The 26,286-nt window shown below is 73.0% G+C and carries 22 protein-coding genes and 1 tRNA gene; 17 read left to right on the forward strand and 6 right to left on the reverse strand.

Annotation, left to right across the window (positions count from 1 at the left end):
* Nucleotides 1–162: 162 nt before the first annotated feature.
* A complete protein-coding gene (locus tag MUK52_RS18870) occupies nucleotides 163–3,060 on the forward strand; it encodes a penicillin acylase family protein (protein WP_284578455.1) in 2,898 nt (965 codons plus the stop codon).
* On the opposite strand, the gene MUK52_RS18875 is transcribed toward MUK52_RS18870, so the two are convergent.
* A complete protein-coding gene (locus MUK52_RS18875; RefSeq protein WP_284578457.1) occupies nucleotides 3,044–3,673 on the reverse strand; it encodes a 5-formyltetrahydrofolate cyclo-ligase in 630 nt (209 codons plus the stop codon). The genes MUK52_RS18870 and MUK52_RS18875 overlap by 17 nt on opposite strands.
* Nucleotides 3,674–3,768: 95 nt before the next feature.
* On the opposite strand from MUK52_RS18875, the gene galU reads away from it, so the two are divergent.
* The 7 genes from galU (at nucleotide 3,769) to MUK52_RS18910 (ending at nucleotide 9,221) form a co-directional block, all read left to right on the forward strand.
* A complete protein-coding gene (gene galU, locus MUK52_RS18880) occupies nucleotides 3,769–4,671 on the forward strand; it encodes a UTP--glucose-1-phosphate uridylyltransferase GalU (RefSeq protein WP_114058968.1) in 903 nt (300 codons plus the stop codon).
* 4 nt (nucleotides 4,672–4,675) lie between these two features.
* Nucleotides 4,676–6,016 carry a molybdotransferase-like divisome protein Glp gene (gene glp, locus MUK52_RS18885; RefSeq protein WP_114057897.1) on the forward strand — a complete coding sequence of 447 codons (1,341 nt, stop codon included), beginning with the start codon at nucleotides 4,676–4,678 and terminating at the stop codon, nucleotides 6,014–6,016.
* Between the two features lie 113 nt (nucleotides 6,017–6,129).
* The gene (gene moaC / locus MUK52_RS18890) at nucleotides 6,130–6,609 is read left to right on the forward strand and encodes a cyclic pyranopterin monophosphate synthase MoaC (protein WP_114057896.1); all 480 of its coding nucleotides are present in this window, start codon (nucleotides 6,130–6,132) and stop codon (nucleotides 6,607–6,609) included.
* A gap of 80 nt (nucleotides 6,610–6,689) precedes the next feature.
* Nucleotides 6,690–7,223, forward strand: coding sequence for a MogA/MoaB family molybdenum cofactor biosynthesis protein (locus tag MUK52_RS18895; protein ID WP_114058967.1), 534 nt, complete (start codon nucleotides 6,690–6,692; stop codon nucleotides 7,221–7,223).
* A 17-nt stretch (nucleotides 7,224–7,240) separates the two neighbouring features.
* Entirely contained in the window at nucleotides 7,241–7,894 is a 654-nt protein-coding gene (locus tag MUK52_RS18900; RefSeq protein WP_284578461.1) for a GNAT family N-acetyltransferase, read from the forward strand.
* 181 nt (nucleotides 7,895–8,075) lie between these two features.
* The gene (gene sepX, locus MUK52_RS18905; protein ID WP_114057894.1) at nucleotides 8,076–9,074 is read left to right on the forward strand and encodes a divisome protein SepX/GlpR; all 999 of its coding nucleotides are present in this window, start codon (nucleotides 8,076–8,078) and stop codon (nucleotides 9,072–9,074) included.
* Nucleotides 9,075–9,147: 73 nt separating this feature from the next.
* Nucleotides 9,148–9,221, forward strand: a tRNA-Ala gene (locus MUK52_RS18910).
* A gap of 165 nt (nucleotides 9,222–9,386) precedes the next feature.
* On the opposite strand, the gene MUK52_RS18915 is transcribed toward MUK52_RS18910, so the two are convergent.
* Both MUK52_RS18915 and MUK52_RS18920 read right to left on the reverse strand, forming a co-directional pair.
* On the reverse strand, nucleotides 9,387–9,839 hold the full coding sequence (locus MUK52_RS18915) for an ester cyclase (protein WP_284578463.1): 453 nt from the start codon (nucleotides 9,837–9,839) through the stop codon (nucleotides 9,387–9,389).
* Complete coding sequence (locus tag MUK52_RS18920) at nucleotides 9,836–11,383, reverse strand: MFS transporter (protein ID WP_114057888.1); 1,548 nt, start codon at nucleotides 11,381–11,383, stop codon at nucleotides 9,836–9,838. Before MUK52_RS18920 ends, MUK52_RS18915 begins: the two co-directional genes overlap by 4 nt.
* A gap of 460 nt (nucleotides 11,384–11,843) precedes the next feature.
* Between MUK52_RS18920 and MUK52_RS18925 the strand changes: the two genes are divergently transcribed.
* The 3 genes from MUK52_RS18925 to MUK52_RS18935 are packed head-to-tail and all read left to right on the forward strand — an operon-like array spanning nucleotide 11,844 to nucleotide 14,068.
* Nucleotides 11,844–12,428 carry a WXG100 family type VII secretion target gene (locus tag MUK52_RS18925; protein ID WP_284578467.1) on the forward strand — a complete coding sequence of 195 codons (585 nt, stop codon included), beginning with the start codon at nucleotides 11,844–11,846 and terminating at the stop codon, nucleotides 12,426–12,428.
* Nucleotides 12,428–13,570 (forward strand): hypothetical protein, encoded by a 1,143-nt coding sequence (locus tag MUK52_RS18930; protein ID WP_284578470.1) that lies wholly within the window; start codon nucleotides 12,428–12,430, stop codon nucleotides 13,568–13,570. Before MUK52_RS18925 ends, MUK52_RS18930 begins: the two co-directional genes overlap by 1 nt.
* A 3-nt stretch (nucleotides 13,571–13,573) precedes the next feature.
* On the forward strand, nucleotides 13,574–14,068 hold the full coding sequence (locus tag MUK52_RS18935) for a hypothetical protein (RefSeq protein ID WP_284578472.1): 495 nt from the start codon (nucleotides 13,574–13,576) through the stop codon (nucleotides 14,066–14,068).
* A gap of 46 nt (nucleotides 14,069–14,114) precedes the next feature.
* Here MUK52_RS18935 and MUK52_RS18940 read toward each other — a convergent pair whose 3' ends face one another.
* Nucleotides 14,115–14,606 carry a GNAT family N-acetyltransferase gene (locus MUK52_RS18940; protein WP_114057882.1) on the reverse strand — a complete coding sequence of 164 codons (492 nt, stop codon included), beginning with the start codon at nucleotides 14,604–14,606 and terminating at the stop codon, nucleotides 14,115–14,117.
* 38 nt (nucleotides 14,607–14,644) lie between these two features.
* Here MUK52_RS18940 and MUK52_RS18945 point away from each other — a divergent pair, with 38 nt between their 5' ends.
* Nucleotides 14,645–15,451: an exodeoxyribonuclease III gene (locus tag MUK52_RS18945; RefSeq protein ID WP_174250473.1), complete on the forward strand. Its 807-nt coding sequence runs from the start codon at nucleotides 14,645–14,647 to the stop codon at nucleotides 15,449–15,451.
* On the opposite strand, the gene MUK52_RS18950 is transcribed toward MUK52_RS18945, so the two are convergent.
* On the reverse strand, nucleotides 15,430–16,161 hold the full coding sequence (locus tag MUK52_RS18950) for a MerR family transcriptional regulator (RefSeq protein WP_246042711.1): 732 nt from the start codon (nucleotides 16,159–16,161) through the stop codon (nucleotides 15,430–15,432). The genes MUK52_RS18945 and MUK52_RS18950 overlap by 22 nt on opposite strands.
* A gap of 163 nt (nucleotides 16,162–16,324) precedes the next feature.
* Here MUK52_RS18950 and MUK52_RS18955 point away from each other — a divergent pair, with 163 nt between their 5' ends.
* From MUK52_RS18955 to MUK52_RS18965, 3 genes are read left to right on the forward strand one after another with little or no spacing between them, the layout of a single operon-like run.
* A complete protein-coding gene (locus MUK52_RS18955; protein WP_114057881.1) occupies nucleotides 16,325–17,854 on the forward strand; it encodes a flavin-containing monooxygenase in 1,530 nt (509 codons plus the stop codon).
* The gene (locus MUK52_RS18960; protein ID WP_284578475.1) at nucleotides 17,851–18,795 is read left to right on the forward strand and encodes an alpha/beta fold hydrolase; all 945 of its coding nucleotides are present in this window, start codon (nucleotides 17,851–17,853) and stop codon (nucleotides 18,793–18,795) included. The genes MUK52_RS18955 and MUK52_RS18960 overlap by 4 nt, the downstream gene beginning before the upstream one ends.
* On the forward strand, nucleotides 18,792–19,685 hold the full coding sequence (locus tag MUK52_RS18965; protein ID WP_284578478.1) for an SDR family oxidoreductase: 894 nt from the start codon (nucleotides 18,792–18,794) through the stop codon (nucleotides 19,683–19,685). The genes MUK52_RS18960 and MUK52_RS18965 overlap by 4 nt, the downstream gene beginning before the upstream one ends.
* 62 nt (nucleotides 19,686–19,747) lie before the next feature.
* Here MUK52_RS18965 and MUK52_RS18970 read toward each other — a convergent pair whose 3' ends face one another.
* Nucleotides 19,748–23,038 carry a S41 family peptidase gene (locus MUK52_RS18970; protein WP_284578480.1) on the reverse strand — a complete coding sequence of 1,097 codons (3,291 nt, stop codon included), beginning with the start codon at nucleotides 23,036–23,038 and terminating at the stop codon, nucleotides 19,748–19,750.
* Between the two features lie 153 nt (nucleotides 23,039–23,191).
* On the opposite strand from MUK52_RS18970, the gene MUK52_RS18975 reads away from it, so the two are divergent.
* Nucleotides 23,192–23,782, forward strand: a complete 591-nt coding sequence (locus tag MUK52_RS18975) for a TetR/AcrR family transcriptional regulator (RefSeq protein WP_284578483.1) — start codon at nucleotides 23,192–23,194, stop codon at nucleotides 23,780–23,782.
* Nucleotides 23,783–23,975: 193 nt separating this feature from the next.
* Nucleotides 23,976–26,174, forward strand: a complete 2,199-nt coding sequence (locus MUK52_RS18980) for an MMPL family transporter (RefSeq protein WP_114057876.1) — start codon at nucleotides 23,976–23,978, stop codon at nucleotides 26,172–26,174.
* The last annotated feature ends 112 nt before the right edge of the window (nucleotides 26,175–26,286 follow it).

Below are 26,286 nucleotides of genomic sequence, written 5' to 3' on the forward strand. Positions count from 1 at the left end.
TTATCTAATCTTTGACACATCCTTTACGCGATACCCACATTGTGAAACGCCTGTTCGGGCCTGTCCTGAGGACGTCGACCCCTGCCGGATCAACGAACCCGGTCCTGCGCCTATGGTTGCTCTCAGCATTCCCAGGACCACCCTGCCCCTCGAAGGACAGCGATGCCCGCCAACGAAACCGCCCCTTCCGCCAAGAAGAAGGGACGACGCGCCCGTCTGATCGTGCTCGTTCTGGTCCTGGGGCTCCTCGCGGGCTTCGGGTACGGGACGTACTGGAGCGCGGACACCATCCGCGCCTCCTTCCCGCAGACGAGCGGCACCCTCTCCGTGCCCGGCCTCACCGGGACCGTCGAGGTCAAGCGCGACGCCCACGGGATCCCGCAGCTCTACGCCGACAACGACGACGACCTCTTCCGCGCGCAGGGCTTCGTCCACGCCCAGGACCGCTTCTGGGAGATGGACGTCCGCCGCCACATGACCTCCGGCCGCCTCTCCGAGATGTTCGGCCCCGGCCAGGTCGAGACGGACGCGTTCCTGCGCACCCTCGGCTGGCGCCGCGTCGCGGAGGCCGAGTACAACACCAAGCTCTCGAACGACACGAAGAAGTACCTCCAGGCCTACGCCGACGGCGTCAACGCCTACCTCAAGGGCAAGTCCGGCAAGGACCTCTCCGTCGAGCACGCCGCCCTCAAGCTCAGCGACGACTACCAGCCCGAGCAGTGGACGCCCGTCGACTCGGTGGCCTGGCTGAAGGCCATGGCCTGGGACCTGCGCGCCAACATGCAGGACGAGATCGACCGCGCGCTGCTGGCGAACAAGCTCACCCCGCAGCAGATCGAGGAGCTCTACCCGCCCTACCCCTTCGACCGGAACAAGGCGATCGTCGAGGGCGGCCGCATCGAGGGCGGCAAGTACAACCCGCAGGGCGGCTCGGGCTCGGGCTCCGGTTCCGCGGGCGGCTCCGGCAGCGGCTCGGGCTCCGGCGGCACCGGCACCGGCGGCGGCTCCCGCTCGCAGACGCTGCCCGCCTCCCCCGTCTCCACCCGCCCGGCCCCGGCCGCGGACGGCTTCGCCGAGACCGCCGGCGCCCCGGGCGCGAGCGCCGGCCTGCGCACCCGCCTGACCGCGCTGTCGAAGACCCTGGACGAGATCCCGGCGATCCTCGGCCCGAACGGCAGCGGCATCGGCTCGAACTCCTGGGTCGTCTCCGGCAAGTACACGACCACCGGCAAGCCGCTCCTCGCCAACGACCCGCACCTCTCCCCGCAGCTGCCGTCCGTCTGGTACCAGATGGGCCTGCACTGCCGCGCCGTCTCGGCGAAGTGCCAGTACGACGTCTCCGGCTACACCTTCTCCGGTATGCCGGGCGTGGTGATCGGCCACAACAAGGACATCGCCTGGGGCATGACGAACCTGGGCGCCGACGTCACCGACCTCTACCTGGAGCAGGTCAAGCCCGAGGGCTACGTCTACGACAACAAGGTCATCCCCTTCGAGACCCGCGAGGAGGAGATCAGGATCGCGGGCGCGAAGAGCAAGAAGATCACCGTCCGCACCACCAACAACGGACCGCTGATCTCCGACCGCAGCGACGAGCTCGACACCGTCGGCGCCCGCGCCCCCGTCGCCGGCGCCGCCCCCGACCGCGGCAACGGCTACGCCGTCGCCCTGCGCTGGACCGCGCTGGACCCGGGCAAGTCGATGGACGCCGTCTTCAAGCTCAACCGCGCCACGGACTTCGCGTCCTTCCGCGAGGCCGCCCGCGACTTCGAGGTGCCCTCCCAGAACCTCATCTACGCCGACAGCAAGGGCCGCGAGGGCAACATCGGCTACCAGGCCCCGGGCCGCATCCCGATCCGCGGCGCCCACGACGGCCGCACCCCCGCCCCCGGCTGGGACTCCAAGTACGCCTGGAAGGACGGCAAGGACGGCAAGGACGGCAAGGACGGCAGCGGGGGCTACATCCCGCAGGACGAGATGCCCTACGACTTCAACCCGGCCCGCGGCTACATCGTCACCGCCAACCAGGCCGTCGTCGAGAGCGGCACCGGCGCCGGCAAGTACCCGTACACCCTGACGTCCGACTGGGGCTACGGCGCCCGCAGCCAGCGGATCAACGACCTCATCGAGGCGAAGACCAAGGACAGCGGCAAGATCTCCACCGACGACATGCGGGCCATGCAGATGGACAACGGCAGCGAGATCGCCGCGCTGCTGACCCCGATGCTGTCGAAGATCGAGATCAACGACCCGGACGTCCGCTCCGCGCAGAAGCTCCTGGACGGCTGGAACTACACGCAGGAGCCCGACTCGGCGGCCGCGGCCTACTTCAACGCCGTCTGGCGCAACATCCTCAGGCTGGCCTTCGCCGACAAGATGCCGAAGGAGCTCCGCATCGAGGGCAGCTGCCTGAACGTCCACGACACCAGCAGCGGCCCCGCCGACGACCTCGCCGAGGTGGTCCGCGAATGCGGAACCCGAGACGCCGACTCGGCGCAGCCCGACGGCGGCGACCGCTGGTTCGAGGTGGTCCGCCGCCTCGTCAAGGACGAGAAGTCGACCTGGTGGCACTCCCCGGCCGTCCGCAACAAGCCTGCGGCGACCACCCGCGACCAGCTCTTCGCCCGCGCCATGGTCGACGCCCGCTGGGAGCTGACCGCCAAGCTCGGCAAGGACCAGTCCACCTGGAGCTGGGGCCGCCTGCACCAGCTGACCCTGAAGAACCAGACGATCGGCACCGAGGGCCCGGGCTTCATGCAGTGGCTCCTCAACCGCGGCCCCTGGAACCTCGGCGGCGGCGAGGCCACCGTCAACGCGACCGGCTGGAACGCCTCCGGCGGGTACGGGGTCACCTGGGTCCCGTCGATGCGCATGGTCGTGAACCTCCACGACCTGGACAAGTCCCGCTGGATCAACCTCACCGGCGCCTCGGGCCACGCCTACCACGGCAACTACACGGACCAGACGACCCTCTGGGCCAAGGGCGAGCTTCTCGACTGGCCCTTCGGCAAGGAGGCCGTGGACCGGGCGACCGTGGAGACCCTCACGCTGAAGCCGTGAACCTGACCACCCCCGAGGGGGTGGCCACCGCCTGGACGGGGTGGTCGTGCGGTTCCTCCGGGAGCCGCGCGACCACCTCGTCGTCGTAGAGGAGCACCACCAGCGCCGGATGCGCCCCCGCCCGCTCCAGCCGCGCCAGCACCCGGTCGTACGAGCCCCCGCCGCGCCCGAGGCGCATGCCGCGGCGGTCCACCGCAAGGCCCGGCAGCAGCACCGCGTCGGCGCCGGTGACCGCCTCCGGGCCGAGCCGCGGGCCGACCGGCTCCAGCAGCGCCATGAACCCCGGCCGGACGCTCTCGGCGAGGGAGCCGGGGCCCTCGTACGGGGCCCAGTCCAGGTCGTTGTCCGGCAGCAGGACGGGCAGCAGCACCCGCTTCCCCGCCGCGCGCAGCGCGTCCAGGAGGTCCCGGGTGCCCGGCTCGCTGCCGACCGAGACGTAGGCCGCGACGGTGCGGGCGCCGGCCAGTTCGGGCAGGGCGAGGGCGGAGCGGGACAGCGCGCGCGCCGCGCCGGCCAGGGCCTCGGCGGGCAGGGCGCGGCGGGCGGCCAGGAGGCCGCGGCGCAGCAGCGCCTTTTCGGACGGGTTCGACGCGTTCGGCGGGTTCTCTACCACAGCGGTCTCAGTTATCCTTTCAAATCGGCTCAGACCGTGACGTTTTTGCTGGAATCCAAGCTGGGGCCACGGCATCACCCACTATGGTTCTGCCCATGACTCAGTTGCACCCCGTGATCAAAAAGGCAGTCATCCCTGCCGCGGGCCTCGGCACCCGCTTCCTTCCGGCGACGAAGGCGACGCCCAAGGAAATGCTCCCGGTCGTGGACAAGCCGGCCATCCAGTACGTCGTCGAGGAAGCCGTCTCGGCCGGCCTGGACGACGTACTCATGATCACGGGACGTAACAAGCGCGCACTCGAAGACCACTTCGACCGCAACTACGAGCTGGAGTCCGCCCTCACCGCCAAGGGCGACGACGACCGCCTCAAGAAGGTGCAGGAGTCCAGCGACCTGGCGACGATGCACTACGTCCGCCAGGGCGACCCCCGCGGCCTCGGCCACGCCGTCCTGTGCGCCGAGCCGCACGTAGGGAACGAGCCCTTCGCCGTCCTCCTCGGCGACGACCTGATCGACCCCCGCGACCCGCTGCTGCGCCGGATGGCCGAGGTCCACGCGCGCACCGGCGGCACCGTCGTCGCCCTCATGGAGGTCGACCCGGCCAGCGTCCACCTGTACGGCTGCGCGGCCGTCGAGCCGACCGACGAGGCGGACGTCGTCCGCGTCACCGGCCTCGTCGAGAAGCCGGACCCGGCCGAGGCGCCCAGCAACTACGCCGTCATCGGGCGCTATGTCCTCAACCCCGCGATCTTCGACATACTGCGGGAGACCGAGCCGGGCCGCGGCGGGGAGATCCAGCTCACCGACGGCCTGCAGAAGCTGGCCGCCGACGAGACCGTCGGCGGCCCGGTGCACGGCGTGGTCTTCCGGGGCCGCCGCTACGACACCGGGGACCGCGGCGACTACCTGCGGGCCATCGTCCGCCTCGCGTGCGAGCGCGAGGACCTGGGCCCCGAGTTCCGCACCTGGCTTCACCGTTACGTCACGGAGGAGATGTAGCACCTTGAGCAGCCCTGACGCGTCGCAGCAGGACACCGGCAGCAGCCGGCTGTGGTCGGTGGACGAGCACCTCGCTGACATCCTCGCGGCCGTCCGGCCGCTGGAGCCGATCGAGCTCCAACTGCTCGACGCACAGGGCTGCGTCCTCGTCGAGGACGTCACCGTGCCCGTCGCGCTCCCGCCCTTCGACAACAGCTCGATGGACGGGTACGCGGTCCGCACCGCCGACGTGCAGGGCGCCAGCGAGGAGTTCCCCGCGGTGCTCACCGTCATCGGGGACGTCGCGGCCGGCAGCGGCGAGCTGCCCGCCGTCGGCCCCGGCCAGGCCGCCCGGATCATGACCGGCGCCCCGCTGCCGCCCGGCGCGGAGGCCGTCGTCCCCGTCGAGTGGACCGACGGCGGTACGGGCGCCGGGGCCGCCGCCGGGATGGCCCCGGCGAGCGCCGCCCCCGAGGGCGCCGGCGGCGAGGTGCGGGTGCACCGGCCGGCGCAGGCGCGGGCGCACGTCCGCGCGCGCGGCAGCGACGTCCGCGCCGGCGACCTCGCCCTGGCCGCGGGCACCGTCCTCGGGCCGCCGCAGATCGCCCTCCTGGCCGCCATCGGGCGGGGCACCGTACGGGTGCGGCCGCGGCCCCGCGTGGTCGTCATGTCCACCGGCAGCGAACTCGTCCAGCCGGGCGAGGCGCTGACCTCCGGATCGATCTACGACTCCAACAGCTTCGCGCTGGCCGCCGCCGCCCGGGACGCCGGCGCCATCGCCTACCGCGTCGGCGCCGTCGCCGACGACGCCGAGACCCTGAAGGCGGCCATCGAGGACCAGCTGGTCCGCGCCGACCTGCTGGTCACCACCGGAGGCGTCAGCGTCGGCGCGTACGACGTCGTCAAGGAGGCGCTGTCCTCGGCCGGCGCGGCCGACGGCGGGCCCGACGCCGGGCGCATGGACTTCCGGAAGATCGCCATGCAGCCGGGCAAGCCGCAGGGCTTCGGCACCATCGGCCCCGACCACACCCCGCTGCTCGCCCTCCCCGGCAACCCCGTGTCCTCGTACGTCTCCTTCGAGCTGTTCGTCCGGCCCGCGATCCGCACCCTGATGGGCCTCCCCGACGTCGGCCGGCCCGTGGTGCGGGCCCGGCTGGAGGCCGACAAGGCCCTCACCTCCCCGGCCGGAAGGCGCCAGTTCCTGCGCGGCGCCCACCGCCCCGAGGCCGGCACCGTCAGCCCGGTCGGCGGCTCCGGGTCGCACCTGATCGCCGCGCTGGCACACGCCGACGCGCTGATCGTCGTACCGGAGGACGTCACCTCCGTGGAGCCGGGCGCCGAGCTCGACGTGGTCCTGCTCGGCTGACGCCCGCGGGCCCTGCACCCGCGCCCCGGGGCCGCCGGGCGGCGGCGGGTGCGGGTAGCGTGTTGCACCACACAGGCCCCCTCGGGGCCCGGGAGCGGGAGCGGCACGGACCCATGAACACGCAGGACAGGCTGACGCACATCGACGAGGCCGGAGCAGCCCGGATGGTGGACGTCTCGGAGAAGGACGTCACCACGCGGACGGCGCGCGCCAGCGGGCGCGTCCTCGTCTCCCCGCAGGTGGTCGGGCTGCTGCGGGGCGAGGGCGTACCGAAGGGCGACGCCCTCGCCACCGCGCGGATCGCCGGGATCATGGGGGCGAAGAAGACGCCCGACCTCATCCCGCTCTGCCACCCGCTGGCCGTCTCGGGTGTGAAGGTCGAGCTGTCCGTCGCCGACGACGCCGTGGAGATCCTCGCGACGGTGAAGACGGCGGACCGGACGGGTGTCGAGATGGAAGCGCTGACGGCCGTCGCGGTCGCCGGGCTGACCGTCGTCGACATGGTCAAGGCGGTCGACAAGGGCGCCGTCATCACCGACGTCCGGGTCGAGGAGAAGACGGGCGGAAAGTCGGGCGACTGGAGGCGCGCGTGAACGCCCCGCGCGGCGGCGACGCCTACAGCCACAGCCACAGCGACAGCGACACCCGCGGCGGGGGCGCTGGCGGAGGCTCCGTGCCGGCCCCGCCGGCCGCGGCCCCGCGGGGGCTCGTCGTGACGGCCTCCAACCGCGCCTCCGCGGGCGTGTACGCGGACAAGGGCGGGCCGCTGCTGGCCGAGGGGCTGCAGGCGCTCGGCTTCGCCGTCGACGGCCCGCGCGTCGTCCCCGACGGGGACCCCGTCGAGCAGGCGCTGCGCGAGGGGGTCGCCGCCGGGTACGACGTCATCCTCACCACCGGCGGCACCGGCATCTCGCCCACCGACCGCACGCCGGACGCCACCGCCCGCGTGCTGGACTACGAGGTGCCGGGCATCCCGCAGGCGATCCGCGCCGAGGGCCTGGCCAAGGTGCCGGCCGCGGCCCTCTCGCGCGGACTGGCGGGCGTCGCCGGCCGCACCCTGATCGTGAACCTGCCGGGCTCGACGGGCGGCGTGCGCGACGGCCTCGCCGTCCTCGCCCGGATCCTGCCGCACGCAGTGGACCAGCTCCGCGGCGGCGACCATCCCCGGCCGGCGGGGCCGGAGGGGCCGACGGGGAGCCCGAGCTGAACGGCCCCACCTGGCCGGTGGTGCTGGCCGACGGTGCCGTCACGCTGCGGCCGATACGGCAGCGCGACCACAGCGCCTGGCGCGAGGTCAACCGGCGCAACCGCGAATGGCTGCGGCCCTGGGAGGCGACGATCCCGCCGCCCGCGCCGTGGGGGCCGGTCGTCGAGCGGCCCACGTACCGGCAGATGGTCCGCCACCTGCGGGCCGAGGCGAACGCGGGGCGGATGCTGCCGTTCGTCGTCGAGTACGAGGGCCGGCTCGTCGGGCAGCTGACGGTCGCCGGGATCACCTGGGGCTCCATGTGCGCCGGCCACGTCGGCTACTGGGTGGACCGCGAAGTCGCCGGGCGGGGCGTCATGCCCACGGCGGTCGCGCTGGCGGTGGACCACTGCTTCCGCAAGGTCGGCCTGCACCGCATCGAGGTGTGCATCCGCCCCGAGAACGGGCCGAGCCGGCGCGTGGTAGAGAAGCTCGGCTTCCGGGAGGAGGGGCTGCGGCCCCGCTACCTGCACATCGACGGCGCATGGCGCGACCACCTGGTGTACGCGCTCACGGCGGAGGAGATCCCGGAGGGCCTCCTCGCCCGCTGGCACCGCACGCGGGGGCAGCGGAACGGGACGGGAACGGGAACGGGGACGGGAGCGACGGGAGCGGGTCCGGCGGCGCCATAAAGCAGGTCGCGAGCCGACGCCATAATCCGAATATCCGTTCGAATTAATCGCCGCGCGGAACCGATTCGCCCATATCCTGATCCGAAGAGTCACAAAAAAAGTCGGTGATATCAGCCAGTTCGTGCGACACACCGGTCCAATTGGCGGATCCGCCCGCCCGCGTCCCTCTACCGTGTGGGGTGTGAGCAGCAGCGGCCTCATCTACGCAGTCATCGTGGGGGCCTGGGCCGCCTACTTGGTGCCCATGTGGCTCCGGAGGCAGGACGAGCTGAACGAGGCCCGTCCGACGGAACGCTTCTCCACTGCCATTCGGCTGCTTTCCGGCCGGGCGGGAATGGAGCGCCGTTACGCCAAGGGGCTGCGTGAACGCGGTACCCAGGAGGCGGAGCCCCAGTACCACGCGGATCCGGACGCCGCGACGGAAACGGTGAATTCCGTGGACGCCGACGCCCGGTCCGTCGGCGTGCCCCCGACCAGGTCCGAGCCGCGGTCGGCCGTGGCCGAGCGGCACCGGCGCGAACAGCGCCTCCAGGTGCTCGCCCGCCGCCGCCGCACCACCGCGCTGCTCTTCCTCGTCTTCACCCTCGGCGCGATCGTCGCCGCCGTCGGCGGCGTCGCCTACCTCTGGGCGCCGGCCGGGCCTGCGATCCTGCTCAGCGCGTACATCGCGTACCTGCGCACCCAGGAGCGCCGGCGCTACGAGTTCACGATGGACCGGCGGCGCGCCGAAGCCGCGGCCCGCCACCTGCGCGAGAGCCGCCAGCGCCGCCGCGAGCCCGAGGAGCCCCCCGGCGCCGACCCCGAACCCGCACCGCCCGTCTCCCCGCAGGAGGCGGGCCGCCGCGCGCTCGTCGAGCAGACCGACCACGCCGAGTGGGTGGACCAGCAGCGCGAGCGGGAGCGCGGGCCGGCCCGCGGCGAGAGCTGGGAGCCCGTCCCCGTGCCCCTGCCCACGTACGTGACGGCCCCCGTCGCCCCCCGGGCCACCGGCCCCGCCGCCCCCGACGGCTGGAGCGCCACCCGCTCCAGCACCGCCGAGCCGACAGACCCGCGCCTGCGCGCCCAGCCGGCCGCGGCCAAGCCCGAGGCAGCTGCCCCGCAGCCCCCGCGCCCCCGCGGCCGCACCCCCCTGTTCGACCAGTACGAAAGCGACGACCGCCCCCGCGCCGCCAACGAATGACACCCGCAGCACCGCCCCCGGGAACGGATTTTGGTGCTGCGACGCGGGGATGCTAATGTTTCACACGTCGCAAGGGCCTGTGGCGCAGTCTGGTAGCGCACCTCGTTCGCATCGAGGGGGTCTGGGGTTCAAATCCCCACAGGTCCACAAACGGCAGTTCTTGAGTAGCTCTCAAGAAACGTCACGAGATCCCGTTCAGCCGAGAAGCTGGGCGGGATCTCTGCGTTTGCAGAGCTTGCGCGAGGCGGTGTCCGAACGCGGGCGGGGCCTCGGGCGGTGCTTTCACCGCGGCCACCGGGGCGCTTCTCGCGGTCAGGCCCGCAACTGCTCCGTCAGGCCGAGCTGGTTCATGATTGCGCCGGTGTCCAGGTAGGCCCGGCCCTCCTGGATCTTGCCGTCCTTGAGCTCGTAGATGTCGCACGCGTGCAGCGTGACGTGACGGCCGGTGGCGGGCACGGTGCCCGCGTGCAGGACCAGGTCGCCGGTCTGTGTCCCGCTGCCCGTGTACTCGACTACCACCGTGTCCCCCTGGGACGTGAGGCGGTCGAGGGTGAACGTGGCGTCGGGCATCGCGTCGAACAGGGCTCTGGCGAGCCAGGTGAACCCCTCCCGGCCCTCCAGCTTCCTCCCGCTGCCCTTGTCGACGAGAGTGCAGTCCGGAGCGACCACCCCGGCGATGGCGTCGGAGTCCCAGCGGGACCTGCCGGGCGCCTGCCGGTTCCCGTTCGGAACCCTGCCGGGGCAGGAAGCCGTTCGATCCGTCACTCCGGTGGGTCCTGCGGTGCAGTCCGGCTCCGGCGGGGCATGAGCACGTACGCCGCCACGGCCAGGGCGAGCGGCAGGAGGCTCGTGACCAGCATGGTCAGCCTCAGGCCGTTGGTGAGGTCCAGCCCGAGGTCCAGTCCGGACTGCCGGAGCAGGTTCGGGTCGTATCCGGCGGTGCCCGGACTGCGCGCCATGGCGCTTCGGGTCGCGTCCACGGCCTGCTCGGCCTGGGTCGCCGACATACCGCGCGCATCGGCGTCGTTGAGCCACTGCCGTTGGAAGAAGACGTTGAGCAGCAGGAGGTAGACGGCGGGGCCGAGCGCGTAGCCGGTCATGCCGAACGCCGGCTGAACGGAGGCCACGGCGCCGGACTTTCCGGACGGGGCGTGCGAGAGGATGGTCTCGGCCACCGAGGCGGAGGCCACCAGCGAGCCGAGGTTGGCGAGCCAGGTGGCCAGTACGAGGATCCACAACGCCATCGTGGTCTCGGCGGTGGCCGCCATCAGCAGCCCGCTCGCGACCAGCAACAGCAGGCCGGTGATGAGGACCGGCCGGGGGGCGTACTTCTCGATCAGGCGCCCGGCGAGGATGACAGCGCCTGCGATCAGCAGGGTACCGGGCAGAAACAGCAGGCCGATCGTGCGCGGGGGCAGCGACAGGATCACACTGCCGAACTGCCCCAGGACGAAACTGAACCCCGCGACGGCGAAGTTCAGCGTCAGACTGGACAGCGCAGCAACGGTGAACGCGCCGCTCCGGAACAGCGACAGCTCCAGGACCGGTTCGGGTGTCCGGCGCTCGTGGAACACGAACAGCACGCCGGCGATCGCACTGATCACCAACGGCAGCCAGGCCTCGATCCGGATGATCCCGTTCTCGGCCTCGGCGATGCCGTGGACGAGGGTCAGCAGGGCGAGGCCGACCAGGCTGACGCCGACGACGTCGACTCCCCGGCGCTGCAGGACGGGGGGCTCGGTGACGTAGCGGGCCGTCAGCCCGAGAGCCACCAGCGACAGGAGCGGGGCGACCAGGAACAGCCACCGCCAGCCGAGTGCCTCCACCAGCCAGCCCCCGGCCGCGGGGGTCACTCCGCACAGCACCATCTCGATGGCCATGAAGATGCCGATGGCCGCCGGCCGTCTCTCCGCCGGGACCGACGCCTTGAGCAGGGCCAGCGACACTCCCAGCATCGCGGCCAGAGCCAAGCCGTCGAGGAGGCGCATCACCAGCAGGAACACGTAGCCGGGGGAGAGCGCGGAGAGCAGGTTGACGGCGATGTCGCCGACCAGCCCCAGCATCAGCAGCCGCTTGAGCCCGAAGGCGTCCCCGAGGCTGCCCACGGCGAGCACGGCGGCTGCCACGACCAGCGTCGCCGCGCCGCCCAGGAACCCGACGGCGTCGGGCGGCACGTCGAGGGCCCGGCTGATCTGCGGCATGTTCAGGCTGAGGATCAGCGGGTCCACGGCCGTGACCGTAAAGGCGAGGGAGAGCCCAGAGACGATCGGGAGGAGCGCGATGGTGGATCGCCTCTCCGCAGCCGACACAGCAGCACCTCCCGTACGTCGGCCGGCGCCGACCGTTCGTCGGCCGGCCGCAACCCGGTCGCCGCTTCAGGTCCGGGGGCTTTCGGCCCAGCCTTTCAGGGCGCCGGCGACAGTGCCCTCTCATCCGTACGCGGCCGGGGCAGGCTCACTCACCTGCACTCAGACAACCGCCCCTTCCCGGCCACGTTGCTGCAGCCGGCGGCGCTCCCCTGCGCGTGCTGCGGCGGCCTTGGGTCTTGTGGCGGCGGACTGTCGCACGTCTTCCGGATCGCCGAGGTTCATTCGGGCGCCTGCGGCCCCCGAATGCTCACTCGTTGCGAGGGGTTCCGTGCAGTGCGTCCTCAACGGGCCAGTGTTTGCTAATGGGTTGAGGGGTGGGGGTGGCGGGTTTGCGGGCTGGGCTAGGGTGGGCTTGCTTTGATGTTCGCGTGCTTGCGTTCGCATAGGGGGAGTTGCGTACATGGCCGATGACACGTTGCCGGAGCCCGAGCGGCTTCCGCTGTCGCCGGACGAGCTGGAACGGCACAAGTCCCAGTGGGGGGCTTCCGTTTTCGTGGCTCCGGAGCCCGGGAGCTTCCGGGATCCGCTGACCCCGCGGACGCTGACGCCGGCTCCGCCGTTGCTGGTGCCGCCCAACGGTGGGCAGCCGCCGGGGCTGCTCCAGCCGCCGGGGCTGCTCCAGCCGCCGGGGCTGCTGCCGCCCCAGGGGCCCGGGGCGTCCGGGCAGGAGCTCGTCATCGAGCCCGCCGTGCTCACCAAGGCCGCCGGGAGTGCCGACGAGATCCACACCGCCTTCACCAAGCCGGCGGCCGCGCTGGAGGAGCCCGCGCGGAAGGCCGCGAGGGCCATGAACGGGTGGGAGTCCGGGAAGAGCCTGCGCGCCGCGCACCTGCAGTGGGAGAAGCAGGCCGGCACGGTCGCCGGGTGGCTCGCGCACATCTCCGAGAGCCTGCGCATCGGCGCCCGCGGCTACAAGACGACCGACGCGGGGATCGACCAGTCGTTCACCGGTGTCCGGCGCCCGTCCAAGCTCCAGGGGCTCTGATGTCCACCACCTTCTACCAGGAGATCCTGGAGACCGACCTGGCGCCGCTGGAGACCCTCCTCACCCAGTGGCGCACCACGCACGAGGCGCTGGCCAAGCTGCCGCGGCGCGTCCGGGACGAGATGCTGAAGCCGCTGCGCGACAAGGGTTACTGGGAGGGCGCTGCGGCCCCGTACGCCTGGCGGATGATCGACGACATCGAGCGGCAGGTCGACTCCGCGACGAAGGTCGCCAAGGCGGCGATCGGTGTCATCGAGGACGCGCTCGGCGAGTTCAAGGCGGTCAAGAAGGACCTGCAGGACGCCGTGCGGCGGGCGCAGGAGAAGGGCGTGTTCATCCAGGCGAGCGGGGTCGCCGCGACCACCGTGTTCAACGGCCGGTGCAAGGAGATCGCGAAGGACTCGCCGGAGGCGAAGGCCATCGAGGCCGCCCAGCGGGAGATCAACGACATCGTCCGGCGGGGCATCGCCGCCGACCGGAACATGGCGTTCGCGCTGATGTCGGACATCGGCCTGGGCCAGTGGTTCAACCCGAACCCCGGGCACAGCAGCATCGACACCACGAACCGGATCTCCGAGGCCGACTACAACGCCCTCAACCTGGCGATGCAGGGCAAGGACCCGTACCCGGTGCGCAAGGGCGAGGGCGCGTACTCGCTGGGCTGGGACTGGGTCTCCGGCAGCGGGCCGCGCAACCGCGAGTACCACGACGGCGACACGATGACCGAGCTCATTAAGGACAGCGTGAGCATGGAGCGGCTGCGCGCCGACACCCTCTCCAAGTGGCAGGAGAACGGGCAGCAGGAGGGCACCGTCAGCTACTCGATCTCCAAGGACGGCAAGCTCGGGGCGCTCCGCAAGCTGGTCGGCACGGACATCCCGGCGATCGCCACCGCCGACGAGGACCACCTCGGCGAGGCGTTCATGGGCTCGTACTCCCTCGACTACAGCGTCAAGGGCCAGGACCCCGACGGCTCGCTCGTCGTCGAGTACACGCTGAACAACTCGACCAGCAACGAATCGTTCCTGCACTACGTCGGCTACTACGACTGGCTGGAGAACTTCAACCGGGAGGACGGCGTGTTCTCCACGATCGACCAGAAGATCACGTGGACCGAGCGCGTCCCCGCGGAAGGGAAGTGACCGATGTACCGGCGCAGGGTGCGGGCGGCGGGGGGCGTGGCGGTGCTCGCCGCCCTGGCCGGGCTGCTCACCGGCTGCGGCTCCGACGCGTTCGAGCGGTGCGTCCCGGAGGCCGCGGACACCGCGGGCGCGGCGCAGCTGGCGGGGACGTTCGACGGTGAGCTGGAGGCGAAGGGCGTCCGTCTGACACTTGCCCTCACCCCGGGGACGGCCCACGGGGGCAGCTTCACCGTGGAGAACTGGCCGACGGGCGGCAGCTCCTTCCACGCCCACCTCGGCAAGACCTTCAGCGGGTCCGGTACCTGGGTGGTGGACCCGGCGGGCCACGGCCGGGACCGGACCACGCTCCTCATGGACTTCAGCGAGCCGGAGGGCATCATGCGGGGCGACACCCTCGACAGGCTCTCCATCGGCATCGACGCGAAGCGCACCTTCGTCTACGACGACCCGGACCCGGACGTCTGCCCGGACTTCCGCCTGCGGCTCCGGACGGGGTGACCCCGGCCGCCCGGCGACGGCCGGGCGGGACCGGGGGAGGCGGGCGTCAGGAGAGGGGCTTGGCCATGCAGCGGCTGGAGTCGTACTCCCGGTAGTAGCCGAACTTGGCCGTCATCGTGTAGCCCTCCGAGAGGTAGAGGGCGATGGCCTCGGGCTGCTTGTCGCCGGTCTCCAGCACCATGCGGACGCGGCCGGCGGCGCGGGCGTCGGCCTCCAGCTCCGCCAGGAGGCGGCGGGCCAGGCCGAGGCCGCGGGCGCTCGGGACGACGTACATGCGCTTCAGCTCGGCGTCGCCGTCCGAGTAGCCCTCCGCGTTCTCGTCCTGGCGGCGCCAGCCGCCGCTGGCGACCGGGGTGCCCGAGGCGTCGTACGCCAGGAGGTACAGGCCGTTCGGCGGGGCGAACATCGCCGGGTCCAGGTGCGTGGCGTCGCCCTCGCCCTGGTAGCGCTCCTGGTACTCGAGCTGGACCTCGTCGTTGAGTTTCACCGCGTCCGGGTGGTCGTACGGCACGGTGCGGATCTCTATCCCGTGAGACATCCGGACATCGTACGGAACGGTCGGGCTATGGTGCTGGGATGCTCACCGTGACCTCCGTGAACGTGAATGGGATCCGCGCCGCCGCCAAGAAGGGGTTCTCCCCGTGGCTGGCCGGGTCCGACGCCGACGTCGTGTGCCTCCAGGAGGTCCGCGCGGAGGAGGAGCAGATCCCGCTGGAGGTCCGCAGGCCCGAGGGCTGGCACACCGTCTTCGCGCCGGCCGCCGCGAAGGGGCGGGCCGGGGTCGCGCTGTACACGCGGCGGGAGCCGGAGCGGGTGCAGGTCGGCTTCGGCAGCACCGAGTTCGACGCGTCGGGGCGCTACCTGGAGGCCGACCTGCCGGGGGTGACCGTCGCGAGCCTGTACCTGCCCTCCGGGGAGGCGGGGACGGAGAAGCAGGACGAGAAGTACCGGTTCATGGACGCGTTCCTGCCGTACCTGGCCGAGCTGAAGGAGCGGGCCGCGGCGGACGGGCGGGAGGTCGTCGTCTGCGGCGACTGGAACATCTGCCACCGCGAGGCCGACCTGAAGAACTGGCGGACCAACCGCAAGAGCGCCGGCTTCCTGCCCGAGGAGCGGGAGTGGCTCGGCAAGGTCTACGCCGAGGCCGGGTACGTGGACGTGGTGCGGGCGCTGCACCCGGACACGGAGGGCCCGTACTCGTGGTGGTCCTACCGCGGCCGGGCCTTCGACAACGACGCCGGGTGGCGCATCGACCTCCAGGTCGCCACGCCGGGCCTGGCGGACCGGGCCGTGAAGGCGTGGGTGGAGCGGGCCGAGACGCACCCGCAGCGGTGGTCCGACCATGCGCCGGTGACGGTGGCCTACGGGCTCGGCGCGGTCTGAGCGGCCCCGTCTCCGCCTGCTGCCTCCTGTGCCCCGTCCGCTGCCTCCTGTGGCCCGTCCGCCGGTCCCGCCGCCGCCCGCAGGCGGTCCATCGCCATCGACAGCTCGGCCTCGACCACGCTCTTCGCCAGCGGCCGCAGCCGCGTGACCGCCTCGGGGTCGTCCGGCAGGTGCTCGGCGACCAGCCCGGCGAACAGCGCGGCCAGGGCGTCCGCGTGCCCGCGCACCCGGCGGCCCGTCTCCAGGACCGCCGCGAGCGGGACGCCCTCGCGGACCAGGGCCGAGGAGACGTCGAGGAGGCGGCGGCTGACGTGGACGATCTCGTCGCCGTCGGTGGCGACGTACCCCAGGTCGAGGGAGGCCGCCAGGTTCTCCGGGGTGACCTCGCCCTCGAAGTAGTCGGCGAGCGCCTCCGGGGTCAGCCGGACCGGGGTCTCCTCCGACCAGCCGATGCCGAGCAGCTCGCCGAGCTGGCCGACGTCCCGCCCCCGCTCGAACGCGGCCGTCAGCTCGGCGATCCCGCCGAGGGTGTGGCCGCGCTCCAGCAGGGCGGCGATGGTGCGCAGCCGGGCCAGGTGGTGGTCGTCGTACCAGGCGATGCGGCCCTCGCGGCGCGGTGGCGGCAGGAGCTTGCGCTCGCGGTAGAAGCGCAGGGTGCGGACGGGGATGCCGGCGGCCTCGGCCAGTTCCTCCGTACGGTATTCGCGCAACGTCGTCCCCGCTTCCGTGTCTGCAACGGCCGAAGCCTATGGCGTACCCGCAGTAACTTTCCGCGTGCGACCCCTACCCCTCGGTACGGTGCTGCTCTACCCTCCCGATTGTGCCAGTGATTGCTGGCAGTGTGGCGCGACGGTGCGGCGGCTGGGAGGCGGCATGGGCGAGCACGTGCGGGTGGCGGTCATCGGGGCGGGCTTCGGCGGACTGGGCGCCGCCGTCCGGCTGCGCCGCGAGGGGATCACGGACTTCACCATCCTGGAACGCGCCGACTCCGTCGGCGGGACCTGGCGGGACAACAGCTATCCCGGCTGCGCCTGCGACGTCCCCTCGCACCTGTACTCCTTCTCCTTCGCCCCCAACCCCGACTGGCCGCGCACCTTCTCCGGGCAGCCCCACATCCGGGCCTACCTGGAGCGCGTCGCCGACACCTTCGGCCTGCGCCCCCACATCCGGCTGCGCCACGAGGTGCAGTCGATGCGCTGGGACGCCGAGCGGCTGCACTGGGAGATCGAGACCTCCGGCGGCGCCCTCACCGCCGACGTCGTCGTCTCCGCGACCGGCCCGCTCTCCGAGCCGAGGCTGCCGGAGGTCCCCGGCCTCGCCGGGTTCCCCGGGAAGGTCTTCCACACCGCGCGCTGGGACCACGACTACGACCTGCGCGGCAAGCGCGTCGCGGTCGTCGGCACCGGCGCCTCCGCCATCCAGATCGTCCCGGCCATCGCCCCCGACGTACAGCGGCTGACCCTCTTCCAGCGCACACCGCCCTGGGTGATGCCGCGCACCGACCGCGCCATCACCGCCGCCGAGCGCTGGCTGCACCGGCAGCTGCCGTTCACGCGGGCGGCGCGCCGCGGGCTGCTGTGGGGCATCCGGGAGCTCCAGGTCAGCGCGTTCACCAAGCATCCGGGCCGGCTCGGGCTGATCGAGTCCCTCGCCAAGGCGAACATCGCGCGCTCCATCAAGGACCCGGAGCTGGCGGCGAAGCTGACGCCCTCCTACCGCATCGGCTGCAAGCGCATCCTGCTCTCCAGCGACTACTACCCGGCGCTCGCCCGGCCCCACGTCGACCTCGTCGCCTCCGGGCTGAAGGAGGTCCGCGGCAGCGTCCTCGTCGCCGCCGACGGCACCGAGGCCGAGGCCGACGCCATCGTCTTCGGCACCGGGTTCCACGTCACCGACATGCCGATCGCCGACCGGGTCGTGGGCGCGGAGGGGCGCACCCTCGCCGACCACTGGAAGGACGGGATGCAGGCGCTGCGCGGCGCGACCGCGGCCGGCTTCCCGAACTGGATGACGATCATCGGGCCCAACACGGGACTCGGCAACAGCTCGATGATCCTGATGATCGAGTCGCAGCTGAACTACATGGCCGACTACCTGCGCCAACTGGACGTCCTCGGCGGCCGGGCCGCCCTCGCGGCCCGACCCTCGGCCGTGGGCCGGTGGAACCGGCAGGTCCAGGCGCGCATGGAGCGGACGGTGTGGAGCACCGGCGGCTGCACCAGCTGGTACCTGGACGCGCAGGGCCGCAACACCACCGTCTGGCCGGGCACGACCGGCGAGTTCCGCCGGCTGACGCAGACCGTCGACATGGCCGAGTACGAGGTCCTCCGCGCCCGCGGCGGCACGCGCGGCCACACTCCCGACCGGGCCGGCGCGGCCGCCGCCGGGGAGGCCGCCGTATGAGCCGGCTGACGCACGCCCCTGCCGGCCGGTACGCGCCGCCCGCCGCCCGCCGCGAGCTGGTCGCCGTATCCGCCGACGGCGCCCGGCTGCACGTCGAGGAGCACGGCGAGCCGGACGCCCCGCCGGTCGTGCTCGCCCACGGCTGGACCTGCTCCACCGCCTTCTGGGCCGCCCCGATCCGCGACCTCGCCGCCGACCACCGGGTCATCGCGTACGACCAGCGCGGCCACGGCCGCACCCCCGCGACCTCCCGCTACTCCACCACCGCCCTCGCCGACGACCTCGCTGCCGTCCTGCGGGCCGCCCTCGCCCCCGGCGAGCGGGCCGTCCTCGCGGGGCACTCCATGGGCGGCATGACCATCATGGCGGCGGCGGGCCGGCCCGAACTCGACGAGCACGCCGCGGCCGTCCTGCTGTGCAGCACGGGCAGCTCCCGCCTGGCCGCCGAGGCGCGCGTCGTCCCACTGCGCCCCGGCCCCCTGCGCACCCGGCTGACCCGCGCCCTCCTCGGCTCGCGCGCCCCGCTCGGGCCGGTCACCCCGCCGGCCCGGCAGGTGCTCAAGTACGCGACGATGGGCCCCGGCTCCGCGCCCGACAAGGTCGAGGCGTGCGCCCGTATCGTGCACGCCTGCCCCGCCGCCGTCCGGCACGGCTGGTCACGGGTCCTCGCCGAACTCGACGTGGACGCCCGGCTCGCCGCGCTGACGGCGCCCACCGCCGTCCTCGCCGGCACCGCCGACCGGCTCTCGCCGATCGTGCACGCCCGCAGGATCGCCGCCGCCCTGCCCCGCTGCGTCGGCCTCACCGAACTGGCCGGCATGGGGCACATGACCCCCGTCGAAGCCCCCGAGGCCGTGGCGGGCGCGGTCCGCGACCTGGCCCGCCGCTACCTCGTACGCCCGCAGGAACCCCGGCAGCAGCAGGAGGAGAGGACGCCGTGAGCGCGCACAGGAACCTTCAGGGACAGGTCGCCGTCGTCACCGGCGCGGCCCGCGGCGTCGGCGAGCTCCTCGCCCGCAAGCTGTCCGCGCGGGGCGCGCGGGTGGCGCTGGTCGGCCTGGAGCCGGAGGCGCTCAAGGAGGTGTCCGGGCGGCTGCACACCGACAGCGCCCACTGGCACGCCGACGTCACCGACCACGAGGCCATGGCCCGCGTCGCCGGGGAGGTCCGGGAGCGCTTCGGCCGGGCCGACATCGTCGTCGCCAACGCCGGCGTGGCCGCCGGCGGGCCGTTCGCCGCCTCCGACCCCGACGCCTGGCGCCGGGTGATCGAGGTCAACCTGGTCGGCTCGGCGGTCACCGCGCGGGCCTTCCTGCCCCTGCTCACCGGGAGCCGGGGCTACTTCCTGCAGATCGCCTCGCTCGCCGCGATGACCCCGGCCCCCATGATGAGCGCGTACTGCGCCTCCAAGTCGGGCGTGGAGGCGTTCGCGCACTGCCTGCGCGCCGAAGTCGCCCACAAGGGCGTCCGGGTCGGCGTCGGCTACCTGTCGTGGACCGACACCGACATGGTGCGCGGCGCCGACCGCGACGGCGTCATGCGGGAGCTGCGGCAGCGGCTGCCCTGGCCGGCGAACCGCACCTACCCGCTGGGCCCGGCCGTCGACCGGATCGTCGCCGGCATCGAGCGCCGCTCGGCGCACGTGTACGCGCAGTGGTGGCTGCGCGGCATGCAGGGCGTACGGGGCCACCTGCCCGCGCTGATCGCGGCCGGCGGGCAGCGGGAGGTGCGGCGGTTCGAGCCGCGCCTGGCCGGGGTGCCCAAGGGGCTGGTCGGCGAGGGCGGGGCCGCCGACGAGCGGGAGCGGGGCCGCGCCGCCGGCACGGGCTGACGGCCTGACGGCCGCCGGGCGGGCCCCGCCCCCGGGGCCCGCCGCCCGCTGCCCCGCCGGGGCTACCGCGGCGGCAGCTTCGGCCGCCGCAGGTCCGGTACGTCGGTGTAGCCCGGCGGGACCGCCGCGGGCTGCGCCTCCAGCAGCTCCAGCGCCAGGTGCACCGCGTCCGCCAGCTGCGCGTGCCGGCCCTCCGCCCAGTCCAGCGGCGTCCGCAGGATCGCGTAGTCCGGTTCCACCCCTTGGTTCTCGATCGACCAGCCGTGCCCCTCGAACCAGGCGGCGTTCATCGGGACCGTGATGACCGTGCCGTCGCCGAGGACGTGCCGGCCGGTCATCCCGACGACGCCGCCCCACGTCCGCTGTCCCACCACCGGGCCCAGCCCGAGCAGCTTGAACGCAGCCGTGATCATGTCGCCGTCCGAGGAGGTCGCCTCGTCGGCCAGCGCGACGATCGGGCCGCGGGGCGCGTTGGAGGCGTAGCTGACGGCCTGCGCGTCGCGGGTCAGGTCCCAGCCGAGGATGGAGCGGGTCAGCTTCTCGACGACCAGCTCGCTGATGTGCCCGCCCGCGTTGCCCCGTACGTCCACGATCAGCGCGGGCCGGGACATCTCCATCCGCAGGTCGCGGTTGAACTGAGCCCAGCCCGAGCCGCCCATGTCGGGGATGTGCAGGTAGCCGCAGCGGCCGCCGCTGATCTCGCGGACCACCGCGCGCCGCTTGGACACCCAGTCCTGGTAGCGCAGCGGCCGCTCGTCGATCAGCGGGACCACCGCCACCCGGCGGGCGCGCCCCTCGCCCTCGGCCGGCTCGAAGGTCAGCTCGACGGTCGTGCCGCCGGCCGCCGCGAGCAGCGGGTACGGGCCGGCCACGGGGTCGACGGGCCGGCCGTCGACGTGCGTGAGGACGGCGCCCTCCCGGATGCCGGTGCCGGCCAGCGGGGAGCGGGCCTTGGAGTCCGAGGACTCGCCGGGCAGGATCCGCTTGACGACCCAGTTCCCGTCGCGGCACACCAGGTTGGCCCCGAGCAGGCCGATGGGGCGCTGGTAGTGCGGCGGGCCCTCGTTGCGGCGGGCCGCGGAGACGTACGCGTGGGACGTGCCGAGCTCGCCGAGGACCTCGCGCAGCAGGTCGGCGAACTCGTCGGGGGAGGCGACGCGTTCGACGAGCGGCCGGTACTGGGCGAGGATGCCGTCCCAGTCGATCCCGCACATCTTCGGGTCCCAGAAGTAGGCGCGGATCAGCCGCCCGGCCTCCTCGTAGGCCTGCCGCCACTCGGCGGGCGGGTCCACCTCGTGCAGGATGCGCCGCAGGTCCAGGTAGACGGTGGAGTCGCCGTCGCCGGACTCGGTGGCCGGGACGGCCCGCAGGTCGCCGTCGTCGTTGAGGACGAGGCGGGTGCCGTCGCCGCTGACCGCGAACCAGTCCAGGCCGGAGGCCAGTTCGGTCTTGCGGGCCTTCGTGATGTCGAAGTGCTCCAGGGTCGGCTTGCCGCTGGTGTCGGCGGGATTGGCGAACGTCTCGCCGAGGGCGCCCGAGATCGGCCAGCGCAGCCACACCAGCCCGCCGCCGCTGACCGGCTGCAGCGCCGAGTACTTCGACGCCGACACCGGGAACGGAGTCACCCGGTTCTCCAGCCCCTCCACCTCCACCGTCACCGAGCCGTCGCCCTCGCCGGACTCGCCCTCCACCGGGTCGAGGCCGCCCGCCGCGGGCCGCCCGTCGGGGGTGAACGCGAACGGCGAGGGGGTCGCCGACGACAGCGGCACCAGGTAGGGCCGGCAGCCCAGCGGGAACGACAGGTCGCCGGTGTGGACGTCGTAGACCGGGTCGAAGCCGCGCCACGACAGGAAGGCCAGGTAGCGGCCGTCCCGGGTGAAGACGGGGTGGTCGTCCTCGAAGCGGCCGTTCGTCACGTCCACGACGGTCCGCGGCCCGGTGCCGGAGATCCTGGCCATCCTGATCTGCCGCAGCGACCGGCCGATGCCCGGGTGCGACCACGCCAGCCACGCCCCGTCCGGGGAGAACGCCAGGTCGGTGACGGGCCCGTTGACGGACGCGACCAGCTCGGTGACCTCGCCGTTGGACTCCTCCGTCGCGTCGAGGAGCAGCAGCCGGCCGTCGTGCGAGGCGATGGCGAGGCGCTCCCCGTCCGGGTCGGCCAGCAGCTCCAGTACGCGCCCCAGCTTCCCGGAGGCCAGCCGGCGCGGCTCCCGTTCGCCCGAGGCGCGCGGCAGGTAGGCGATCTCGACGGCGTCCTCGCCCTCGGCGTCCGTGACGTACGCGACCTGGCCGCCGGTGCCGAGCATCTCCGGCAGCCGCACCCGCACCCCCGGCGTGTCGGCGATCGTGCGGGCCGGGCCGTCGCGGTGCGTGAGCCAGTACAGGCTGCCGCGGACGACGACGGCGCTGGCCCGCCCGGTGGTGTCGACGGACAGCGAGTCGACGTGGTGGGCGGCGGGCACCTGGTGGGTGCGCCTGCCCGCCCGCGGGCCGCCGAGGCGGACCTGGAGCTTCCGCGGGGTGCCGTCGGGGCCGAAGTCCTCGACGAGCCACAGCTCGCCGGCGCACTGGTAGACGACGCGGGAGCCGTCGCTCGCGGCGTGGCGGGCGTAGAACTCCTCGTGGTCGGTGTGCCGGCGCAGGTCGGTGCCGTCGGGCAGGCAGGAGTAGAGGTTGCCGATGCCCTGGTGGTCGGAGAGGAAGGCGATGCGGCCGCCGACGAACATGGGCGCGGCGATATGCCCTCCGATGTCCTCCAGCAGCCGCTTGCCGTGCAGCCAGAGCCGGCCGGTGGCGCCGCCGCGGTAGCGCTTCCACGCGGCCGGCTCGTGCGGGGGCTTGCCGGTCAGCAGCAGGGTGCGCCGCTCGACGGAGCCGTCCGCGGCGGGCTCGTCGTGCACCGCGATGTCGGACACCGGGCCCCAGGGCAGCCGGCCGCCGGGGGAGCCGTCGGTGGGCAGGCTGTACGCCCACGCGTAGTGGGAGAAGGGCTGCCCGTGCGAGGAGACGGCGAGGATGTCGCTGCGGCCGTCCTTGTCGGGCGGCGTCCAGCCGCAGACCCGGGTGTCGGTGGCGCCCCAGTGGCTGAGCCGGCGGGCCGGGCCGCCCTCGACGGGCGCGAGGTGCACCTCGGGGTCCAGGCTACGCCACGTGGTGAAGGCGATGTGGCTGCCGTCGGGGGAGAAGCGGGGGTGGCCGATGCGCGTCCGGTCCACCGTGATCCGCCACGCCCGGCCGGGGGAGGCGCCGTCGGGGACGAGCGGGGCGACCCACAGGTCGTCCTCGGCGGCGAAGCACAGGAGGTCGTCGTGGAGGTGGGGGAAGCGGAGGTACGCGACGTCGTGGCTCACGTCCCCATGTTTTCCGCGGGGAAGGGGCCCGGCAACCCGTACAGGTGATCCAGGCCACGCAGCCAAGCGAAACGGAACGGTTTCGTTTCGCTCGGTCGGGGGGTATCGTCGTGGGTGTACGAAACGGTTTCGTTCGACGGGAGGTGCCCAGCGATGTCCGACGAGGTGTCGTCGCGGCGCAGCCGCATCACCCCCGAGCGCGAGGCCGAACTCCACGGGGCGGTCCTGGACCTGCTCCGGGAGGTCGGGTACGAGGCGCTCACCATGGACGCCGTCGCCACCCGCACCAGGTCCAGCAAGGCCACCCTCTACCGCCAGTGGGGGAGCAAGCCGGAGCTGGTCGCCCGGGCCCTTCGCTGCACCCAGCCGGTCCCCCTCGCGGAGATCGACACGGGCAGCCTGCGCGGGGACTTCGGGCTCATGGTCCAGTACTCCGACGACGCGCAGATGGCCAAGGACACCGCCCTGCTGCGGGGCCTGGCGCATGCCGTCCACGAGAGCCCGGAGCTCCACAAGGCGCTGCGGGACCTGCTGGTCGAACCGGAGCTCAACGGCATGCAGCTGATGCTGCAGCGGGCCGTCGAGCGGGGTGAGGTCTCCCCGGACTGCCCCGCCCTGGAGTTCGTGCCGCACGTCATCGTGGGGGCGTTCATCGCGCTCCCGCTGATCGAGGACCGTCCCGTCGACCGGGCCTTCCTCGGAGAGTTCGTCGACGCCGTGGTGTTCCCCGCCCTCGGCGTCTGAGCCGCCGCGCGGGACCCGCCGGGATCCCCGTACGGCCGACAACCGCACAGATGCACCGCGCGGCTCCCACCGCGCACGATCCACCGCACCAGATCCACGCTGCTCCTGACACGCCGCTCTCGTCGTCGGGCCGGCTCTCCACGCCCTGATCCACCCGGATCCATCCCACGACTCGAACGGGAGAACCACTCCAGTGGCCACCTTCCTCTACCGTCTCGGCAGGGGCGCCTTCAGGCGCCGCGGCCTCGTCGCCCTCATATGGGTGGCGCTGCTGTTCGCCGCCGGCTTCGGCGCGGCATCGGCGTCCGCCCCCACCTCCGGATCCTTCTCGATGCCCGGTACGGAGGCCCAGAAGGCCTTCGACCTGCTCGACGAGAAGTTCCCGGGCATGGCCGCCGACGGCGCGTCCGCCCGGATCGTCGTCAAGGCGCCGCAGGGCGCCAGGATCACCGACGAGGCGAACAAGGCACAGGTCCAGAAGATCGTCTCCGGCATCCAGGAGGGCCCGGGCAAGGCCCAGGTCGCCTCGGTCGCCGACCCCTTCCAGGTGCAGGCCGTCAGCCAGGACGGCTCCACCGCGTACGTGAGCGTCAAGTACACCGTCAGCGGCATGGAGCTGAAGGACGAGACGCGCGAGGCGCTCACCGAGTCCGGCGACGCGGCGAAGAAGGCCGGGCTGACCGTCGAGATCGGCGGCGACGCCCTGATGGCGGCCCCCGAGACCGGCTCGGGCGAGGTCATCGGCATCCTCGTCGCCGGCGTCGTGCTGGTCATCACCTTCGGCTCGCTGGTCGCGGCGGGGCTGCCGCTGCTGACCGCGCTGATCGGCGTCGGCATCGGCGTCTCCGCCATCACCGCGCTCGCGAACGTGCTGGACCTCGGCACCACCACCTCGACCCTCGCGATGATGATCGGCCTCGCGGTCGGCATCGACTACGCCCTCTTCATCGTCTCCCGCTACCGCGTGGAGCTCGCCGAGGGCCACGAGCGGGACGAGGCCGCGGGCCGCGCCGCCGGAACCGCCGGCTCCGCGGTCGTCTTCGCCGGCCTGACCGTGGTCATCGCCCTGGCCGGCCTGGCCGTCGTCAACATCCCGATGCTGACCAAGATGGGCCTCGCCGCCGCGGGCACCGTCGTCATCGCCGTCCTCGTCGCCCTGACGCTCGTCCCGTCCATCCTGGGCTTCGCCGGGCGCAAGGTGCTCCCGGCGGGGACGAAGAGCAGGCTGTTCGGCAAGGGCCGGCCGGCCGGCGCCGAGCCCAAGGCCAACGCCGGCACCCGGTGGGCGAGCTTCGTGCTCCGCCGCCCCGTCGCCGTCCTGCTCCTCGGCGTGGTCGGCCTCGGCGCGATCGCCGTCCCGGCGGGCAGCCTGGAGATGGGCCTGCCCGACGACGGCTCCCAGCCGGTCTCCACCACCCAGCGCCGGGCGTACGACCTGCTGTCCGAGGGCTTCGGGCCCGGCTTCAACGGCCCGCTGATGGTCGTCGTCGACGGCGACAAGAAGCTGGCCGAGGCCGCAGAGGCGCGGATCAAGGGCATGGAGGGCGTGGCCGTGGTCACCCCGCCCGCGCCCAACGAGGCGGGCGACGCCGCGGTGATCACCGTCATTCCGAAGGACCGGCCGTCCTCCGCGGCGACCGAGGGCCTCGTCCGCGAGATCCGCGAATCCAGCGGCGACGAGGTGCTCGTCACCGGCGCCACCGCGATGAACATCGACTTCTCGCAGAAGATGGACGAGGCGCTGCTGCCCTACCTGGCGCTCGTCGTCGGCCTCGCCTTCCTGCTGCTGACGGTGGTCTTCCGCTCGATCCTCGTCCCGCTCAAGGCGGCCCTCGGGTTCCTGCTGTCGGTGGTGGCCGCCCTCGGCGCGGTCGTCGCGGTCTTCCAGTGGGGCTGGCTGGGCTCGCTGTTCGGGGTCGAGCAGACCGGTCCGATCATGAGCATGATGCCGATCTTCATGGTGGGCGTCGTCTTCGGCCTGGCGATGGACTACGAGGTCTTCCTCGTCACCCGCATGCGCGAGGCGTACGTGCACGGCGAGCGGCCCGGCCAGGCCATCGTGACCGGCTTCAAGTACAGCGCGCGGGTCGTCGTCGCCGCGGCCGTCATCATGATCGCGGTGTTCGCGGGCTTCATCGGCTCCAGCGAGCAGATGGTCAAGATGATCGGCTTCGGCCTGGCCGTCGCCGTCTTCTTCGACGCCTTCGTCGTCCGCATGGCCATCGTCCCGGCGGTGCTGGCGCTGCTCGGCCACCGGGCGTGGGCGCTGCCGGGCTGGCTGGACCGGATCCTGCCGAACGTGGACGTCGAGGGCGAGAGCCTGCGCAAGCACCTGGCCGGCGGGGACTCCGGCGAGGGGACGGGCAAGGACCGCGAGCTGGTCAGCGCCTGACGCCCTGACGCCCTTAACGCCCTGACGCCCTGGCGCCCTGAGGCCCGGCCCCGCACCCGCTCCCGACGGCGGATGCGGGGCCGGGCCTTCCGCATGCCCGGCGGGCGGGTCC

Source organism: Streptomyces sp. 2P-4, from assembly GCF_030167965.1.
Classification (GTDB): Bacteria; Actinomycetota; Actinomycetes; order Streptomycetales; family Streptomycetaceae; genus Streptomyces; species Streptomyces globosus_A.

Bases quoted from the DNA above. Each gene is read 5' to 3' on its own strand.
- MUK52_RS18870 (WP_284578455.1), top strand. From the start codon at position 163: ATGCCCGCCAACGAAACCGCCCCTTCCGCCAAGAAGAAGGGACGACGC.
- galU (WP_114058968.1), top strand. From the start codon at position 3,769: ATGACTCAGTTGCACCCCGTGATCAAAAAGGCAGTCATCCCTGCCGCG.
- moaC (WP_114057896.1), top strand. From the start codon at position 6,130: ATGAACACGCAGGACAGGCTGACGCACATCGACGAGGCCGGAGCAGCC.
- MUK52_RS18925 (WP_284578467.1), top strand. From the start codon at position 11,844: ATGGCCGATGACACGTTGCCGGAGCCCGAGCGGCTTCCGCTGTCGCCG.
- MUK52_RS18930 (WP_284578470.1), top strand. From the start codon at position 12,428: ATGTCCACCACCTTCTACCAGGAGATCCTGGAGACCGACCTGGCGCCG.
- MUK52_RS18935 (WP_284578472.1), top strand. From the start codon at position 13,574: ATGTACCGGCGCAGGGTGCGGGCGGCGGGGGGCGTGGCGGTGCTCGCC.
- MUK52_RS18940 (WP_114057882.1), bottom strand. From the start codon at position 14,606: ATGTCTCACGGGATAGAGATCCGCACCGTGCCGTACGACCACCCGGAC.
- MUK52_RS18945 (WP_174250473.1), top strand. From the start codon at position 14,645: ATGCTCACCGTGACCTCCGTGAACGTGAATGGGATCCGCGCCGCCGCC.
- MUK52_RS18955 (WP_114057881.1), top strand. From the start codon at position 16,325: ATGGGCGAGCACGTGCGGGTGGCGGTCATCGGGGCGGGCTTCGGCGGA.
- MUK52_RS18960 (WP_284578475.1), top strand. From the start codon at position 17,851: ATGAGCCGGCTGACGCACGCCCCTGCCGGCCGGTACGCGCCGCCCGCC.
- MUK52_RS18975 (WP_284578483.1), top strand. From the start codon at position 23,192: ATGTCCGACGAGGTGTCGTCGCGGCGCAGCCGCATCACCCCCGAGCGC.